This window comes from Mycobacterium sp. NGS66, from assembly GCF_059812225.1.
This window is the reverse complement of record NZ_JCALCG010000001.1, coordinates 634,619-651,894: the sequence shown is the minus strand read 5'-3', so window position 1 is coordinate 651,894 and position 17,276 is coordinate 634,619. Positions and strand designations below refer to the sequence as shown.

The 17,276-nt window shown below is 66.8% G+C and carries 16 protein-coding genes; 12 read left to right on the top strand and 4 right to left on the bottom strand.

Features of this window, described 5'->3' with window-relative positions:
• The first annotated feature begins 43 nt into the window (after positions 1-43).
• Genes AC5Y2L_RS03150 through AC5Y2L_RS03140 form a run of 3 tightly spaced genes read left to right on the top strand, consistent with a single transcriptional unit; the run spans position 44 to position 3,416 of the window.
• Positions 44-793 carry a DUF2786 domain-containing protein gene (locus tag AC5Y2L_RS03150; RefSeq protein ID WP_499934348.1) on the top strand — a complete coding sequence of 250 codons (750 nt, stop codon included), beginning with the start codon at positions 44-46 and terminating at the stop codon, positions 791-793.
• Positions 790-1,299: a TIGR04338 family metallohydrolase gene (locus tag AC5Y2L_RS03145; protein ID WP_499934349.1), complete on the top strand. Its 510-nt coding sequence runs from the start codon at positions 790-792 to the stop codon at positions 1,297-1,299. The genes AC5Y2L_RS03150 and AC5Y2L_RS03145 overlap by 4 nt, the downstream gene beginning before the upstream one ends.
• Positions 1,296-3,416 (top strand): beta-glucosidase family protein, encoded by a 2,121-nt coding sequence (locus tag AC5Y2L_RS03140; protein ID WP_499934350.1) that lies wholly within the window; start codon positions 1,296-1,298, stop codon positions 3,414-3,416. Before AC5Y2L_RS03145 ends, AC5Y2L_RS03140 begins: the two co-directional genes overlap by 4 nt.
• Positions 3,417-3,437: 21 nt before the next feature.
• On the opposite strand, the gene mymT is transcribed toward AC5Y2L_RS03140, so the two are convergent.
• Entirely contained in the window at positions 3,438-3,584 is a 147-nt protein-coding gene (gene mymT / locus AC5Y2L_RS03135; protein WP_067231418.1) for a copper-binding metallothionein MymT, read from the bottom strand.
• 144 nt (positions 3,585-3,728) lie between these two features.
• Between mymT and AC5Y2L_RS03130 the strand changes: the two genes are divergently transcribed.
• Positions 3,729-4,391, top strand: coding sequence for an O-methyltransferase (locus AC5Y2L_RS03130; RefSeq protein ID WP_499934352.1), 663 nt, complete (start codon positions 3,729-3,731; stop codon positions 4,389-4,391).
• Between the two features lie 60 nt (positions 4,392-4,451).
• Here the strand turns inward: AC5Y2L_RS03130 and AC5Y2L_RS03125 are convergent, their stop codons facing one another.
• Positions 4,452-5,432, bottom strand: coding sequence for a nitronate monooxygenase (locus AC5Y2L_RS03125; protein WP_499934353.1), 981 nt, complete (start codon positions 5,430-5,432; stop codon positions 4,452-4,454).
• Between the two features lie 84 nt (positions 5,433-5,516).
• The gene (gene ilvD / locus AC5Y2L_RS03120; RefSeq protein ID WP_499934354.1) at positions 5,517-7,208 is read right to left on the bottom strand and encodes a dihydroxy-acid dehydratase; all 1,692 of its coding nucleotides are present in this window, start codon (positions 7,206-7,208) and stop codon (positions 5,517-5,519) included.
• A 69-nt stretch (positions 7,209-7,277) separates the two neighbouring features.
• Between ilvD and ricR the strand changes: the two genes are divergently transcribed.
• The 6 genes from ricR (at position 7,278) to AC5Y2L_RS03090 (ending at position 13,905) form a co-directional block, all read left to right on the top strand.
• On the top strand, positions 7,278-7,577 hold the full coding sequence (gene ricR, locus AC5Y2L_RS03115; RefSeq protein ID WP_499934356.1) for a copper-sensing transcriptional repressor RicR: 300 nt from the start codon (positions 7,278-7,280) through the stop codon (positions 7,575-7,577).
• A gap of 130 nt (positions 7,578-7,707) precedes the next feature.
• On the top strand, positions 7,708-8,958 hold the full coding sequence (locus AC5Y2L_RS03110; protein WP_499934357.1) for an MFS transporter: 1,251 nt from the start codon (positions 7,708-7,710) through the stop codon (positions 8,956-8,958).
• 111 nt (positions 8,959-9,069) lie between these two features.
• Positions 9,070-10,059 (top strand): L,D-transpeptidase, encoded by a 990-nt coding sequence (locus AC5Y2L_RS03105; RefSeq protein ID WP_499934359.1) that lies wholly within the window; start codon positions 9,070-9,072, stop codon positions 10,057-10,059.
• A 30-nt stretch (positions 10,060-10,089) separates the two neighbouring features.
• Positions 10,090-10,986 (top strand): L,D-transpeptidase, encoded by an 897-nt coding sequence (locus AC5Y2L_RS03100; RefSeq protein ID WP_499934361.1) that lies wholly within the window; start codon positions 10,090-10,092, stop codon positions 10,984-10,986.
• Between the two features lie 97 nt (positions 10,987-11,083).
• A complete protein-coding gene (locus tag AC5Y2L_RS03095; protein WP_499934362.1) occupies positions 11,084-11,671 on the top strand; it encodes an LmrA/YxaF family transcription factor in 588 nt (195 codons plus the stop codon).
• Entirely contained in the window at positions 11,668-13,905 is a 2,238-nt protein-coding gene (locus tag AC5Y2L_RS03090; RefSeq protein ID WP_499934363.1) for a molybdopterin oxidoreductase family protein, read from the top strand. The genes AC5Y2L_RS03095 and AC5Y2L_RS03090 overlap by 4 nt, the downstream gene beginning before the upstream one ends.
• A gap of 11 nt (positions 13,906-13,916) precedes the next feature.
• Here AC5Y2L_RS03090 and AC5Y2L_RS03085 read toward each other — a convergent pair whose 3' ends face one another.
• The gene (locus AC5Y2L_RS03085; RefSeq protein ID WP_499934364.1) at positions 13,917-15,899 is read right to left on the bottom strand and encodes a M13 family metallopeptidase; all 1,983 of its coding nucleotides are present in this window, start codon (positions 15,897-15,899) and stop codon (positions 13,917-13,919) included.
• Positions 15,900-15,941: 42 nt separating this feature from the next.
• On the opposite strand from AC5Y2L_RS03085, the gene AC5Y2L_RS03080 reads away from it, so the two are divergent.
• Both AC5Y2L_RS03080 and AC5Y2L_RS03075 read left to right on the top strand, forming a co-directional pair.
• Positions 15,942-16,568 (top strand): hypothetical protein, encoded by a 627-nt coding sequence (locus tag AC5Y2L_RS03080; RefSeq protein ID WP_499934366.1) that lies wholly within the window; start codon positions 15,942-15,944, stop codon positions 16,566-16,568.
• Entirely contained in the window at positions 16,565-17,254 is a 690-nt protein-coding gene (locus AC5Y2L_RS03075) for a hypothetical protein (protein ID WP_499934367.1), read from the top strand. Before AC5Y2L_RS03080 ends, AC5Y2L_RS03075 begins: the two co-directional genes overlap by 4 nt.
• Positions 17,255-17,276: the final 22 nt, after the last annotated feature.

The following is a 17,276-nucleotide window of genomic DNA, read 5'->3' as shown; positions in this document are numbered from 1 at the left end:
GTCGCGAAAGCGAGATGTCGTACCGGTCCAGTACTTTGGCGCTATGACCGACGACAAGACGCTAGCCCGCATCGCCGCATTGCTGCGTCAGGCCGAAGGCACCGACAACCCCCATGAGGCCGACGCCTTCATGGGCGCCGCTCAACGGCTGGCGACGGCGGCCTCCATCGACTTGGCGGTGGCCCGATCCCATCAGGCCAACCGGTCGCCCGCACAAGCGCCCACCCAGCGCACCATCACCATCGGGACCGCGGGCACCCGGGGACTGCGGACGTATGTGCAGCTTTTCGTGCTGATCGCGTCGGCGAACGACGTGCGCTGCGACGTGGCGTCGAATTCGACCTTCGTCTACGCATACGGCTTCGCCGAGGACATCGACGCGACGCACGCCCTGTACGCCAGCCTGGTGGTGCAGATGGTGCGCGCGTCGGACAGTTATCTCGCCTCGGGCGCGCACCGGCCCACGCCGACGATCACTGCTCGGCTCAACTTTCAGTTGGCGTTCGGGGCGCGGGTCGGGCAGCGTCTGGCCGAGGCACGCGAGCAGGCCCGCCGCGAGGTCACCGAGGATCGTGGTCGTTCGCCTGGCACCGCTATCGCGCTGCGGGACAAGGAGATAGAGCTGAGGGATCACTACCGCAGCATGTCGAAAGCGCGCGGCACCTGGCAGGCCAGCCGGGCTACCGCCGGCTATTCGTCGGCCGCGCGACGCGCCGGAGATCGGGCCGGCAGACGAGCCCGGCTCGGGAACAGCGCCGAGCTGCCGGGGTCGCGAGCCGCGCTGGACCGGTGACACCCGAGGGCTCGCCCCGAGATTCCCAGCGCTCCAAGGTGTATGCGGCTGAGGAATTCATTCGGACATTGTTCGATCGCGCCGCCGAGCACGGCTCGCACGCGATCGACTTCTTCGGCACCCAGCTGACCCTGCCGCCGGAGGGGCGGTTCGGGTCGGTGGAATCGGTGCAGCGCTACGTGGACGACGTGCTGGCGTTACCCGCGGTGCGGGAGCGCTGGCCGACGATCTCACCTTTACGAGTTCGGGCGCGCCGGGCGGCCACCGCGGCTCATTACGAAAACCGCGGCGGCGCAGGCATAATCGCCGTCCCCGACCGCGACACCGCCGACTGGGCCATGCGTGAGCTGGTGGTACTCCATGAACTGGCGCATCACCTGTGCCAGGCGCCGCCGCCGCACGGTCCGGAATTCGTCGCGACGATGTGCCGGCTCTCCGAGCTGGTGATGGGCCCCGAACTCGGGCACGTGCTGCGTGTCGTCTACGCCAAAGAGGGTGTGCGATGACCGATCCCGACCACCGCGCCGCCGAAATCGAACGCCAGATGACCGACGACGAGCGATTCTCACTGCTTGTCGGCGTCATCGGGACCAGCGACATGTGGCCGCTGCGCGACGAGCGCATTCCCCCGGGCGTGCCGATGTGCGCCGGCTACGTCCCCGGGATCCCCCGCCTCGGTGTACCGGCGCTGCTGATGAGCGACGCGGGCCTGGGTGTCACCAACCCCGGCTATCGCCCGGGCGACACTGCCACCGCGCTGCCCGCCGGCCTGGCCCTGGCCGCCGGCTTCGATCCGGAGCTCGCGCGCGCCGCAGGCGCCGCGGTCGGGCGTGAGGCCCGCAGTCGCGGCTTCAATGTGCTACTGGCCGGCGCCATGAACCTGGCACGCGACCCACGTAACGGCCGAAACTTCGAATACCTTTCCGAGGATCCACTTTTGACCGGCACCATCGCCGCCGGCTCGGTCAACGGGATACAGCAACAGGGGGTCATCTCGACGGTCAAGCACTACTCGCTGAACTGCAACGAGCGCAACCGGCATTGGCTGGACGCGATCATCGATCCCGACGCCCACCGGGAATCGGACCTGCTGGCCTTCCAGATCGCCATCGAGCGCTCGGCACCCGGCGCCGTGATGACCGCCTACAACAAGGTCAACGGTGACTATGCCGCGACGAATCAGGCCTTGCTCAACGAGGTGCTGAAAGAGGCTTGGGGATACCACGGTTGGGTCATGTCCGACTGGGGAGGCACGCCGAGTTGGGAATGTGCCCTGCACGGACTCGATCAGGAGTGCGGCGCCCAACTCGATGCCCTGTTCTGGCAGTCGGAGATGTTCACCCAACCGCTGCGAGCCGCATACGCCGACGGCAGGTTGCCCGGCGAACGCCTGTCTGACATGGTCCGGCGGATCCTGCGCTCGATGTTCGCGGTCGGCGTCGACCGGTGGCCAGCCGAGCAGGATACGCCGGATACCCTGGCGCACAACGAGATTGCGCTGCAGATCGCGCGGCAGGGAATCGTGCTGCTGACCAACCGCGGCGTGCTGCCGCTGGCGCCTGAGACGTCCACACGCATCGCGGTGATCGGCGGCTATGCGCAGCTGGGTGTTCCGGCGGGCGGTGGTTCCAGCGCGGTCATCCCGCTGGGCGGCTATGCGGACGTGATTCCGATCGGCGGACCGGACCCCATGGGACGACTGCGCAATCTGTATCTGCTTCCGTCGAGCCCGCTCGATGAGCTGAAAAGGCAGTTACCGCACGCCCGGATCGACTTCGAACCCGGCATCAGCCCGGCGGAGGCGGTGCTGGCGGCACAGCGCGCGGACGTCGCAATCGTGTTCGCGGTCGGGGCGGAAGCCGAGGGCTTTGACAGTGCAGACCTTTCGCTGCCGTGGGGCCAGGACGGCGTCATCGCCGCCGTCGCAGCCGTCAACCCGAACACCATCGTGGTGCTGGAGACCGGCAACCCGGTCGCCATGCCATGGCGCGACGCAGTGAATGCCGTTGTGCAGGCATGGTATCCGGGCCAAGCGGGCGGTCAGGCGATCGCCGAAATCCTGGCCGGACGGGTGAACCCGTCGGGCCGGCTGCCGATCACCTTTCCGCTCGACCTCGATCAGACCCCGCGTCCGGAGTTACCCGGACTCGGCGAGCCGTTCGGGACACCGACCACCATCGACTACTTCGAAGGCGCCGATGTCGGCTACCGGTGGTTCGCGAAACAGGGTTACCAGCCGATGTTCACCTTCGGTCATGGCTTGTCCTACACCAGCTTCGAGTACCACGACCTCACGGTGATCGGCGGTGACACGGTGACGGCCAGCTTCACCGTTCACAACACGGGTGACCGCGGCGGGGCCGACGTGCCACAGCTGTACCTGACGGCCGCACCGGACGGGAAACGGTTGCGATTGCTGGGGTTTGAGCGAGTACTGCTCGAGCCGGGCGAGAGTTGCCGAGTCGGCATCGAGGCGGACCCGCGCCTGCTCGCGCGATACGACGGCAGCAATTCCAACTGGCGGATCGCGTCCGGTAGCTATGCGGTGGCGGTGGGCGCCTCGGCGGTAGCCCTGAAATTGGCGGCCGAGGTCGAGCTGGCCGGCCGCGTGTTCGGGCGGTAACACGCGACCGGCCGTTCAGCGCTACTCGACTGGGACCAGTTCTTCGCCGCAGGTGCAGCGGTAGGCCTGCCCGGAATTCGAGCAGTGGCACTCATGTTCAATCCGAACACGGCAGCCGCAGCCCTCGTGGCCGCAGGTCAACACGGTTCCCGCCTCGTAGTTGGTCATTTCGTCATCCCTTCTGGTGTGTCGGTACTCCGTCACGTGAGAGAGCCTATACCCGGTAGGGGTATACGCGCAAGCGCAGGGATGCATTGCTAGCCGCCCCGGCCCGGCGCTAACTGTGAAACAGCCCGCCGTTAGCGTGGGCGCATGGCCGAAAATCCGACACCGCAAGCAGTGGACGCCTTCCTGGACAGCACAGTGATTTCCGATCCGATGCTGACGGCGGCTCTCGACGCCTTGGCGGCCAGCAAGAAGGCCGGGTTGCCGCCGATCGCCGTGTCGGTGCAGCAGGGCAAATTCCTATGCCTGCTCGCCGGTGCAATGCAGGCCCGCCGCATCCTCGAGCTGGGCACGCTGGGTGGATTCAGCACCATCTGGCTGGCCCACGGCGCCGGCCCGCAGGGACGAGTGGTGACGTTGGAATACGATCCCAAACACGCCGAGGTTGCACGGTCCAACCTGCAGCGGGCCGGCGTAGCCGACCGGGTGGAGGTGGTCGTCGGCGCCGCGCTGGACACGTTGCCGACGGTGACCGGTGCGCCCTTCGACCTGGTGTTCATCGACGCCGACAAAGAGAACAATCTGGCCTACCTGGACTGGGCGGTCCGCATGTCCCGTCCGGGCTCAATCATCGTGGTGGACAACGTCATTCGGGATGGTCAGATCCTTGCCGAGTCTGCCGACCCCAGGGTCACGGCAACACGCAAGACGTTGCAGGCAATGGGCGAGCACCCACGGCTCGACACCGCGGTGCTGCAGACCGTCGGGGCAAAGGGCTGGGACGGCTTCGCTATCGCGGCCGTGCGTTAGTTGGGCGAGCAGACGCGAAATCGCCCAATTTCGTGCCGAATTGGGCGATTTTGCGTCTCGTCAGGGGGTCAGGTCTTTGACCGCTTGCTCGGCCGAGATCACCTCGGAGATCCGCAGCCCCGTGTCGCCCGCGTACAAGGCCGCCCGGTCGACCCACGAGTCGGGCATGCGGCGAACCGGCGCCGCCGGTGTGAACAGCGGGCGGCGCGGCGACTGCAGGCGCAGCACGCCGCCCAGGTCGCGGTAGAGCGGCGCGGACAGCGGGCGGCTCGCCGCGTTGAGCCGTGCCGGAATCGCCTTGGCCCACCCGTCGTCGCGGCACCAGCGCCGGGTGGCGGCGTTGGGTATTACGCGGTGCCGCAGCGGCCAGGTGATCCCGAACAGGTCCGTTTCGATCGTCTTGTCCGCGTTGATGATTCGTCGCTGGTACTCGTGGTTGGCGTCGGCCTCGTGCGTCAGCAGGAATCGTGTTCCGGCGATGACGCCGCTGGCTCCGGCCGCCAGTGCGGCACGGGTGTCGGTGCCCTCGGCGATTCCGCCGGCGACGAACACCGGGCGATCGCCTGCCACCGCCAGCGCCTGTGGCAGGAAGTCCATCGCCGGTTCGGTTCCGACCAGGTGGCCGCCGGCTTCTCGCCCCTGTGCGATCAGGCCATCGGCACCCCAGGCGACGGCGCGGCGCGCCTGTGCGACGGTACCGACCATCACGAACACGAAAATTCCGGCCTCGCGTAGATGCTCGACCATGCTGCGCGTTTCGCCGAAGGCCAGCACGGCGACGTCGATGCGGCTCTCGACGCACACTTCGACGTGACGACGGCCTACGAAGCGCATCAACAGGTTCACCGAGACCGCCCGTCCAGGGGCCACACTGCGCACGCGATCGATCCAGCTGCGCAGCTGCCACGGCGTGGTCAGGCCCAACGTGCCCAGGCCACCGGCCTTGGCGACGGCGCCGGCCAGTGCCGCGCCGGCCAGCCCGCCGCCCATGCCGGCCTGTCCCACCGGAACGTCCAGCCGCAGCCGGTCAAGAACGTCCATGAGACTCCTCGCGGCGAGGGTGCACAGAATGCCAATGCTTCTCGGCGTGTCGTGTACAAACATGCACGCTCGCGCCGACGTTCACTAGCCGCAGACCGCGCCGATCGCGGCGGAGCCGACCAGCTTGACGTACTTGGCCAGCACGCCGGTGGTGTAGCGGGGCGGCGGCGGATTGAAATCCTTTTGCCGAGAGGAGAATTCAGCCGGATCGGTGAGCACGTCGAGCGTCTGGTTGGCGACGTCGAGACGGACCCGATCGCCGTTGCGCAGGAAGGCGATGGGCCCGGCGTCGACGGCTTCGGGCGCGATGTGGCCCACGCACAGGCCGGTCGTCCCGCCGGAGAACCTGCCGTCGGTCAGCAGCAGCACGTCCTTGCCCAGCCCGGCGCCCTTGATGGCGCCGGTGATGGCCAGCATCTCGCGCATCCCGGGGCCGCCCTTAGGACCCTCGTAGCGGATCACCACGGCGTCACCGGCAGTGATGGTGCCGTCCTCCAACGCGTCGAGTGCGGCCCGTTCGCCGTCGAAAACCCTTGCGGTGCCTTCGAATACATCGGAGTCGAAACCGGCCGACTTGACCACCGCGCCTTCGGGAGCCAGGGATCCGCGCAGGATGGTGATGCCCCCGGTCGGGTGCAGCGGGTTGTTCAGCGCGCGCAGCACCTTGCCGTCCGGGTCGGGCGGGGCGATGTCGGCCAAGTTCTCGGCGACCGTCTTGCCGGTCACCGTCAGGCAATCGCCGTGCAAAAGGCCCGCGTCAAGCAGGGTCTTCATTACCACCGGGACACCGCCGATATGGTCGACGTCGACCATCACGTGCTGACCGAACGGCTTGACGTTGGCCAGATGCGGCACCTTCGACCCGATCCTGCTGAAGTCGTCGAGCGACAGCGGCACACCGGATTCCTGGGCGATCGCCAGCAGGTGCAGTACCGCGTTGGTGGAGCCGCCGAACGCCATCACCACCGCGATCGCGTTCTCGAATGCCTCGCGGGTGAGGATGTCGCGGGCCGTGATGCCGCGGCGCAGCAATTCGATGACGGCCTGACCGCTGCGGCGGGCAAACCCGTCACGGCGGCGGTCGGTGGCCGGCGGCGCGGCGCTGCCCGGCAACGACATGCCCAGCGCCTCGGCGGCGCTGGCCATGGTGTTGGCGGTGTACATGCCGCCGCACGCGCCCTCGCCGGGGCAGATGGCGCGCTCGATGGCATCGACGTCCTCGCGGGGCATCAGCCCGCGCGCGCACGCGCCGACCGCCTCGAACGCGTCGATGATGGTGACCTCACGCTCGCTGCCGTCGGACAGCTTGGCCACGCCGGGCAGAATCGAGCCGGCGTAGAGGAACACGGCGGCCAGGTCCAGCCGCGCGGCGGCCATCAGCATGCCGGGCAGGGACTTGTCGCAGCCGGCCAACAGCACCGAGCCGTCGAGCCGCTCGGCTTGCATCACTGTTTCGACGCTGTCGGCGATCACCTCGCGGGACACCAGCGAAAAGTGCATGCCCTCGTGGCCCATGGAGATCCCGTCGGAAACCGAGATCGTCCCGAACTCCAGCGGGTAACCGCCGGCGGCGAACACCCCTTCCTTGACCGCCTTGGCCAGCCGGTCCAGGGAGAGATTGCACGGGGTGATCTCGTTCCACGACGACGCGACCCCGATTTGGGGCTTGGCGAAGTCTTCGTCGCCCATGCCTACCGCCCGCAGCATGCCACGAGCGGCGGCCTTCTCCAGGCCGTCGGTGACGTCACGACTGCGGGGCTTGATGTCAGGGGTCATCGTCCAAGTATGCGGTGTGTAACCAGCGCAAAATCCTGGGGTTATACCCCGCTAGGGTATAGTGAGCGCGTGACTCCTGCATCAACGGCACACGGGTATTCGCAGCAGAAGGACGACTACGCCAAACGGCTGCGGCGGATCGAGGGTCAAGTTCGCGGCATCGCGCGGATGATCGAGGACGACAAGTACTGCATCGACGTCCTGACCCAGATCAGCGCCGTGAACAGCGCGCTGCGATCGGTCGCCCTCAACCTGCTCGACGAGCACCTGAACCACTGCGTGACCCGTGCGGTAGCCGAAGGCGGCAGCGACGCTGATAACAAGCTTGCCGAAGCTTCCGCGGCCATCGCCCGGCTCGTTCGTTCGTAATCACGCGGGCGTGTTGAATCACCCAGGAGGTTAAAACCCGTCCTCGCAGTGCGTACGGTATGGGTCAGCGTGATCGCGCCGGGTACCAAAAAGCTGCCCGAGCGATCTCGCACCCTTGAGACGCCTGACCATGGTAGAAACCGGAACCGCCCCCGCACCCGCGCGAACGTGGACACCACGGATCGCGGTGCAACTGTCCGTACTGGCGGCCGCGGCCTTCATCTACGTCACCGCCGAACTTCTGCCGGTGGGTGCATTGGCGGACCCGAAGGCCAGCCCCGTCGAGGCCGGTTTACTACTGGCCTTGTATGCGCTGGTGGCGGCCCTGACGACGGTTCCGCTGGTGCGGTGGACAGCGCACTGGCCGCGACGGCGGGCGTTCCTGCTCAGCCTTACCTGCCTGACCATCTCGCAACTGGTGACCGCACTCGGGCCCAACTTCGCGGTACTGGCCGCGGGACGGGTGCTCTGTGCGGTCACCCACGGCCTGCTGTGGTCGGTTATCGCGCCGATCGCGACGCGGCTGGTCCCGCGCACCCACGGCGGGCGTGCGACGACGTCGATCTACGCCGGAACCAGCCTGGCGCTGGCGGTTGGCAGCCCGCTGGTGGCGGCCATGAGCGGAATGTGGGGCTGGCGGCTGGCGGTGGTATGCGTGACGGTTGCAGCCGCCGTCGTCACGATTGCCGCCGCATTGGTGCTGCCGCCGATGGTGCTCACCGAAGACCAGCTCGCGCATGTGGGCCCGCGATCACGGCATCACCGTAATCGCGGGTTGATCGTGGTCAGCCTGCTCACCATGGTCGCCGTCACCGCGCACTTCGTCTCCTATTCGTTCATCGTGGTGATCATCCGCGATGTTGTCGGGGTCGGCGTGCCGAACCTGGTCTGGTTGCTGGCTGCGTACGGGATCGCGGGCGTGGTGGCCGTACCCCTGGTGGCGCGACCGCTGGACCAGCGACCCCAAGGGGCGGTGGTGGTGTGCATGGGCGCTCTCACGGCGGCGTTCGTGGTGCTGACCGCGCTGGCCTTCGGCGGCACCCGCACCATGGTGACCGCTCTGATCGGCAGCGTTGCGATCGTGTTGTGGGGCGCAATGGCGACCGGCGTTTCGCCGATACTGCAATCCGCGGCGATGCGCAGCGGCGCCGACGATCCTGATGGGGCCTCCGGCGTCTACGTGACGGCTTTCCAGGTGGGCATCGCGGCCGGCTCACTGGCCGGGGTCGCCGGTCTGTTGTACGAGGGCAGCGTGGCGGTGATGCTGAGCGCATCTGCTGGCCTGATGGGTATCGCCTTGGTCGGCATGGCCGCCAACCGGCAGCTGCTGGACCATCCGCCTGCCTCGGCCCCGTCAACTTCACAGGACCGGTCAACGTAGCAGGTCAGCCGCGTTAGGCGGCTTGCTGGTCGACGGTTCGCCGGCCGCTGAATTAGGTGGCTGGTGGCCCCGCTATGCCACACTGGGCCAAACGAGACGGGAGGGATGTGTATGTCGCGCTGGACGAGGGGAGGCCTCCTCGCCGCTCTGAGCGTGGTGGTGTTGGTGCTCAGCCCGGGCGCCGCGTCGGCAGATCCGGACCCCGATCCCCCCGGCCCAGGGCCGGTCGCCGCACCTGCCGACCCCGGCGCGCCACCAGCCCTGCCGGGGCTGGCGCCGCCGCCCGCGGTGCCTGGCGAAGGGGTTGTGCCGCCGCCGCCCGGCGGGCCGGGGACACAGCCGGTGGCCGAGACAGGCCCGGTCGCCGGACAGAATCCGACGCCGTTCACCGGTCAGCCCCCCTTCCGTCCGCCCACCTTCAACCCCGTCAACGGGGCGATGGTCGGCGTGGGCAAGCCGATCATCATCAACTTCGCCGTGCCCATCGCCGACCGGCCGATGGCTGAGAGCGCGATCCATGTCTCGTCGGTGCCGCCGGTGCCGGGCAAGTTCTACTGGTTGACCCCTAGTCAGGTGCGCTGGCGCCCATTGAGCTTCTGGCCGCCGCATACGACGGTGACCGTCGATGCGGCCGGCACGGTGTCGAGCTTCACCACCGGTGACTCGCTGATCGCGACCGCCGACGACGCCACCCATCAGATGACGATCACCCGCAATGGCACGGTGGTGCAGACCTTCCCGATGTCGATGGGCATGGCCGCCGGCGGCCACCAGACCGCGAACGGCACCTACTACGTGCTCGAGAAGATGCCGTCGGTGGTCATGGACTCGTCGACGTACGGGGTCCCGGTCGACTCACCCAACGGCTACAAAGTGACGGTCGCCGACGCCGTCCGCTTCGACAACAGCGGCAACTTCGTGCACAGTGCGCCGTGGTCGGTGGGCGACCAGGGTAAGCGCGACGTCAGCCACGGCTGCATCAACCTGAGCCCCACCAATGCGAAATGGTTCTTCGACAATTTCGGCAGCGGTGATCCGATCATCGTCAAGAACTCCGTCGGCACCCCGAAGAACGATGGCTCCAACGACTGGCAGTTATAGCGATCGAGGACGACCGGAAGGGATGCATATATGTCGGGCTGGACGCGGAGAAGTGTCTCCGGCGCGCTGAAGGCAGTCGGAGTAGCTGCGGTATCCGGCTGGGTGCTGGTGTTGGGTGCAGGTTCCGCACTGGCGGATCCCGATCCGGCGCCCGGTGATCCCGGACCGGTCGTGCCGCCCGCGGACGCCCCGCCGCCAGCGGCTCCGTTCACCGGCACGGCGCCGTTTGGCCCGCCGAAGATCACCCCCGCCAACGGCGCGACGGTGGGTGTGGCCCAGCCGATCATCATCGATCTCCCCGGGCGGGTGGAAGACGCGGGCGCCGCGGAAAGCGCGGTGCACGTCACGTCGACTCCGCCGGTGGAGGGCAAGTTCTACTGGCAGACCCCGACCCAGCTGCGCTGGCGCCCGTTGAGCTTCTGGCCGGCTCACACCGCGGTCACCGTCGACGCGGGCGGTACGGTGTCCAGCTTCCAGACTGGGGACACGCTGGTCGCGACCGCCGACGACGCCACGCACCAGCTGACCGTCACCCGTAACGGGACCGTGGTGCAGACCTTTCCGATGTCGATGGGTATGGCCGCCGGCGGGCATCAGACCGCGAACGGCACCTACTACGTCCAAGAGAAGATGGCGTCGGTGGTGATGGATTCGTCGACCTACGGGGTTCCGTCCAGCTCCCCGAACGGCTACCGGGTGACGGTGACCGACGCGGTCCGGTTCGACAACAGCGGCAACTTCGTGCACAGCGCGCCGTGGTCGGTGGACGACCAGGGTAAGCGCGACGTCAGCCACGGCTGTATCAACCTGAGCCCCGCCAACGCCAAGTGGTTCTTCAACAACTTCGGTCCCGGTGATCCCATCATCGTGAAAAACTCCGTCGGCACCTACACCAGGAACGACGGGTCCAACGACTGGATGACCTAGCTCCGCCGCCGAGCAGACGCAGAAGCCCCCGTTTCGCGCCGAAATCGGGGGCTTTTGCGTCTGGTCAACGCCAGAGGTTATGTATATCGTCATACATATGGCAAGCCCGCGTGAGCGCATGGTGGTGTCTGCGGCGCTGCTGATCAGGGAGCGCGGGGCGCATGCGACGGCCATCTCGGACGTTCTCGAACACAGCGGCGCCCCGCGTGGCTCGGCGTATCACTACTTCCCCGGCGGGCGCACCCAACTGCTGTGCGAGGCGGTCGACTACGCCGGCGAGTACGTCGCCGCCATCATCGCCGGGGCCGGCACCGGCGCCGCGCTCTTGGACACCTTGGTCGACAAATACCGTCAGCAACTGCTCGACAGCGATTTTCGGGCCGGCTGCCCCATCGCCGCGGTCTCCGTCGAGGCGGGCGAGCAAGCCGACCGGGAACGGATGGCACCAGTCGTCGAACGTGCGGCCGCGGTGTTCGACCGCTGGTCGGACTTGCTCGCGCAGCGTTTCATCGCAGACGGGATATCGGCACAGCGCGCCGGCGAACTGGCGGCGCTGGCTATCTCGGCGCTGGAGGGTGCGCTACTGCTCGCCCGTGTGCATCGCGACCTGAAGCCATTGGACCTCGTTCACCGTCAACTGCACGACCTGTTGCACGCCGAGCTGCCTGAGAGGAACCTGCAATGACTACCACCGATTGGCAGCCGACGGCATGCATTCTCTGCGAATGCAATTGCGGCATCGTCGTGCAGGTCGAAGATCGCAAGCTGGCGCGCATCCGCGGCGACAAGGCGCATCCGGCCTCGCAAGGCTACACCTGCAACAAAGCGCTGAGGCTGGACCACTACCAGAACGGCCGCGGTCGACTGACGTCGCCGCTGCGCCGCCGCCCCGACGGAACCTACGAGGAAATCGATTGGGACACTGCGATTCTCGAGATCGCCGAGGGCTTCAAGCAGATCCGGGACAGCTACGGCGGGGACAAGATCTTCTATTACGGCGGCGGCGGGCAGGGCAATCATCTCGGCGGCTCCTACAGCGGCGCGTTCCTGAAGGCCCTGGGCTCGATGTATCGGTCCAACGCACTGGCGCAGGAGAAGACCGGCGAAGCGTGGGTCGATGCCCACCTGTACGGCGGTCACACGCGGGGCGAGTTCGAACACGCAGAGGTAGCCGTCTTCGTCGGCAAGAATCCGTGGATGTCGCAGAGCTTTCCGCGAGCTCGGGTGGTGCTCAATGAGATCGCCAAAGATCCGGCCCGGTCGATGATCGTGATCGATCCCGTCGTCACCGACACCGCGAAGATGTCCGATTTTCATCTGCGGGTGCGGCCAGGGACCGACGCCTGGTGCCTGGCGGCGCTGGCCGCCGTCCTGGTGCAGGAAAACCTTTGCGACGAAGTCTTTCTCGCCGAGCACGTACATGGTGTCGACGCCGTTCGGACAGTCTTGCGCGAAGTTCCGGTCGCCGACTATGCGCAGCGGTGTGGGGTGGACGAGGAATTGTTGCGTGCGGCTGCGCGGCGTATCGGAACCGCGTCCAGCGTGTCGGTGTTCGAGGACCTCGGCGTCCAGCAGGCCCCCAACAGCACCCTGTGCTCGTACCTGAACAAGATGCTCTGGATCCTCACCGGCAACTTCGCGAAACAGGGTGGCCAGCATCTGCATTCGTCCTTCGCGCCGCTCTTCGGCCAGTTCTCCGGCCGCACGCCGGTGACGGGCGCACCGATCATTGCGGGGCTGGTACCGGGCAATGTCGTTTCTGAGGAGATTTTGACCGACCACCCGGACCGATTCCGCGCGATGATCGTCGAAAGTAGCAATCCAGCTCATTCACTTGCCAATTCCGCCGCCTGCCGGGAGGCGTTCGAGCAGCTGGAACTGCTGGTCGTCATCGACGTCGCGATGACCGAAACCGCCCGGCTCGCACACTACGTGTTGCCGGCGGCATCTCAATTCGAGAAAGCGGAAGCTACCTTCTTCAATCTGGAGTTCCCGCGCAACACATTGCAATTGCGACGGCCGCTACTCGAGCCGTTGCCGGGCACCTTGCCGGAGCCGGAGATCTGGGCTCGGCTGGTGCGGGCTTTGGGCATAGTCGAAGAAGACGATCTGCGACCGTTGCGCGCGGCCGCAGAGCAGGGCCGCCAGGCCTACACCGAAGCATTCCTTTCCGCCGCGGCGGCCAATCCGACTGTGGCTAAACTGGTTCCGTACGTGCTCTATGAAACGCTCGGCCCGACGCTGCCCGACGGGCTGGCCGGGGCCGCCGCCCTGTGGGGGCTGGCCCAGAAGACCGCGATGAAGTACCCGGATGCCGTGCGCCGCGCGGGTCACGCCGACGGCAATGCGTTGTTCGACGCCATCTTGACTAGTCCGTCGGGGGTCACGTTCACCGTGCACAACTACGCCGACGACTTCGAGCTGATCAGCCACGCCGATCGCAAGATCGCCCTGGAAATCCCCGAAATGCTTTCCGAAATAAGGTCATTGGCCGCAACGCCTACGCCATTGACCAGTACGGAGTTTCCGATCGTGTTGTCGGTGGGTGAGCGTCGTGCGTACACCGCCAACGACATCTTCCGCGATCCGTCATGGCGCAAGCGTGACGCGGACGGGGCGCTGCGGGTCAGCGTCGAGGACGCCCAGGCACTGGGACTGGTCGACGGATGCCGGGCGAAGATCACCACCGCGGCGGGCAGCGCCGAAGCGACGGTGGAGATCACCGAGACGATGCTGGCCGGACATGCCGCCTTGCCCAACGGCTTTGGGCTCGACTACACCGGCGAGGATGGGCGTACGGTGGTCCCGGGCGTCGCCCCGAACGCCCTGACGTCCACCGAATGGCGAGACCCCTATGCGGGCACCCCGTGGCATAAGCACGTCCCCGCCGCTGTCAGCCGAGTTGGGGCGCACGCCTGACGTCGCTGCTATCAGTTCCAGATGCGGACGCGGTGCTGCGGATCCAGGAACAGTGCATCGGCTACGCCGACGTCGAAAGCCTGGTAGAACGCGTCGAGATTGCGAACGACGCCGTTGCAGCGGAACTCCGGTGGGGAGTGCGGATCGGTTGCCAACCGCCGAACCGCCTCGGCGTCACGCGATTTCGCCCGCCATACCTGGGCCCAGCCGAAGAACACCCGCTGCACGCCGGTGAGCCCGTCGATGACCGGAGGCTGCTCGCCGTCCAACGAAAGCTCATACGCCAGCAGGGCAATGGACAGCCCACCCAGGTCGCCGATGTTCTCGCCAACCGTGAACGCACCGTTCACATGGTGATCGCCGCCCAGCGCTCTGGGTGTGTACGCGTCGTACTGCTCGATCAGTGCCTTTGTGCGGGCGCCGAATTCAGTCCGGTCGGCGTCGGTCCACCAGTCCACCAGGTTGCCGTCGCCGTCGTATTTGGCGCCCTGATCGTCGAACCCGTGCCCGATCTCGTGTCCGATCACTGCGCCTATGCCGCCGTAGTTGGCTGCGTCGTCGGCCTCGGGGTCGAAGAACGGCGGTTGCAAAATCGCTGCGGGAAAGACGATTTCGTTCATGCCGGGGTTGTAGTAGGCGTTGACGGTCTGCGGCGTCATGAACCACTCGTCGCGATCTACCGGTCCGCCAAGCTTGGCCATCTCACGGTCGTGGTTCACCGCGGACCCGCGCAGGTAGTTGCCGTACAGGTCGTCGCGATCGATTACCAGCTTGGAATAGTCCCGCCACTTCTTCGGATAGCCCACCTTCGGGGTGAACTTGCTCAGCTTGGCCAGTGCGCGCTGCCTCGTTTCCGGCGTCATCCAGTCCAGGTCGCTGATGCTGAGCCGGTACGCCTCGAGCAGGTTGTCCACCAGCGCGTCGATCCGTTCCTTGGCGCCTGGCGGGAAATGCCGCTGCACGTAAAGCTTTCCGACGGCCTCGCCCATCAGCCCCTGCACCAGCGAAACCGCCCGCTTCCACCGGTCGCGGATCTGCTCGGTACCGGTCAGCAGGCGGCCATAGAAGTCGAAGTCGGCGGCCACGATTTCGTCGGTCAACAAGCCGGCGCGTGCGCTGATCAATCGCCAACGCGCCCAACGTTTCCAGTCTTCGAGGTCCTCGCTGGCCCACAGCTCGGCGAATGCCGTGAGGTAATCCGGTTGTCGCACAACGAGTTCGCTGACCACATCCGGTTTGGCGCCCAGCGCACTGGTCCAGCCGGACCAATCGAAACCCACCGCCTCGGCCTGCAGCTCGGCGAAGGTGCGCAGGTTGTAGCTCAGTTCTGCGTCGCGACGCTTGACCACGTCCCAATGGGCCGCAGCGAGTTTGGTTTCCAGGGCCACGATGCGGGCCGCGGCATCGGCGTGGGCTTCGGAGCCTCCATAGACCAGGTTGAACATTCGCGCGATGTGGCGCGGGTACGCCGCCAGCACCTCGGCGTGTTGTGGGTCGCGGTAGTACGACTCGTCGGGCAATCCGATGCCGGACTGGGTGAGGTGCAAGAGGTAACGGGTCGAGTCCTTGGAATCGGTATCCACATACAACGCGACACCGCCGCCCATGCCGGTGCGTTCAAACGTGCCGAGAACGGCTGCCAGCGCATCGCGGTCGGCGGCCGTATCGATCATGGCCAACTCGTCGAGCAGCGGTTGTAGGCCTGTGCGCTGGACGGCGTCTTCGTCGAGAAAGCTGGCGTAGAGGTCGCCGATGCGTTGCTGGTCGGTACCCGGATCGGCGCCGGACTTGCTGGCATCGATGATCAGGTCGCGCACTTGCTCTTCGGCCCGGTCGTACAGGGCGCGAAACGCGCCGTCGGTCGCCCGGTCCGCGGGTATCTCGTATTCCGCCAGCCAGCGGCCATTGACGTGTCCGAAAAGGTCGTCTTGCGGCCGGGCGTCGGCGTCGACGTAGCTCAGGTCGATCCCCGAGCGAATGGTCTGCACAGTCACCCCGCCATCCTTCCATCTCTTTTCAGGTGCGACGATCGGGCCATGCCCGACGCCGAGCAGACTGAGATATCCGCGGAAGAGGAGTCCGAGGACTACGACGACTATGACGAGGGCGGCCAGGTGTTCTCTGGTTACGGCATCGGGTCAACCCTGCTGGGCGTGCTGTCGGTCGCCGCGGTGGTGCTCGGCGTGCTGATTTGGCACTCACATCGCGAGGAAACCCGAGAGCGCACCTACCTGAGCCGGGTCATGCAGACGGCCGCTGATTGGACGGGTGTGCTGATCAACATGAACACCGGCAACCTCGACACCAGCTTGCAGAGGCTGCATGACGGCACGGTCGGCGAGCTCAACGCCGACTTCGATGCCGCCGTGCAGCCCTACCGGCAAGTGGTGCAGAAGTTGCAGTCGCAGAGCGCCGGGCGGATCGAGGCGGTGGCGATCGAAACGGTGCACCGTGACGTGGATTCCCAGCCCGGCAAGCCGCGGCCCGTCGTCACCACCAAGTTGCCGGCGTTCGCCAGCCGAACCGACTCGGTGATGGTGGTTGCGACGTCGGTGAGCGAGAACGTCGGCGCCAAGCCGCTGACCGTGCACTGGAGCTTGCGGCTCGACGTGTCCAACGTCGACGGCAAGCTGATGATCTCGCGGCTGGAGTCGATCAAATGAGAAACCGATGGCGGCTGCTGGCCTTCGACATCCTGGCGCCGCTGGGCGCGATCGTCGGGTTGCTCGCGATCGGGGTGGTGCTGGGCTGGCGGCTGTGGTGGGTGTCGGCGTGCTCGGTGTTGCTGCTGCTGATCGTCGAGGGCATGGCGATCAACTTCTGGCTGCTGCGCCGGGACTCGGTCACCATGGGGACCGACGACGACGCCGCCCGCCTGCGGTTGGGCGTCGTGTTCCTGTGTACCGCTGCACTGTCGGCGGCCGTCATCACCGGCTACCTGCAGTGGACGACTCCGGACCGCAGCTTCAGGGCGGATTCCCGAACCGTCGTCCAGATCGCCAGCGGGATGGCCGAAGCGGAGGCGTCATTCAGCCCCAGTGATCCGACGGCCTCCGTCGACCGGGCGGCCGCGATGATGGTGCCCGAACAGGCGGCGCCGTTCAAGGAGCAATACCGCAAGTCCACCGTCGACCTGGCCCAACGAAACGTCACCGCTACGGCGGCCACCCTGGCAGCGGGGGTTGAGGCGATGGGGCCGACGGTGGCCAGTGTGGCGGTCATCCTGCGCGTCACGCAGAACTCTCCCGGTCAACCGCCCAGTCAGGCTGCGCCTGCGCTACGGGTGACGTTGACCAAGCACGGCGACAATTGGCTGGTATCGAACGTCACGCCGATCAGCGCGCGTTAATCAGCTAGTGCGGGCTCCACGG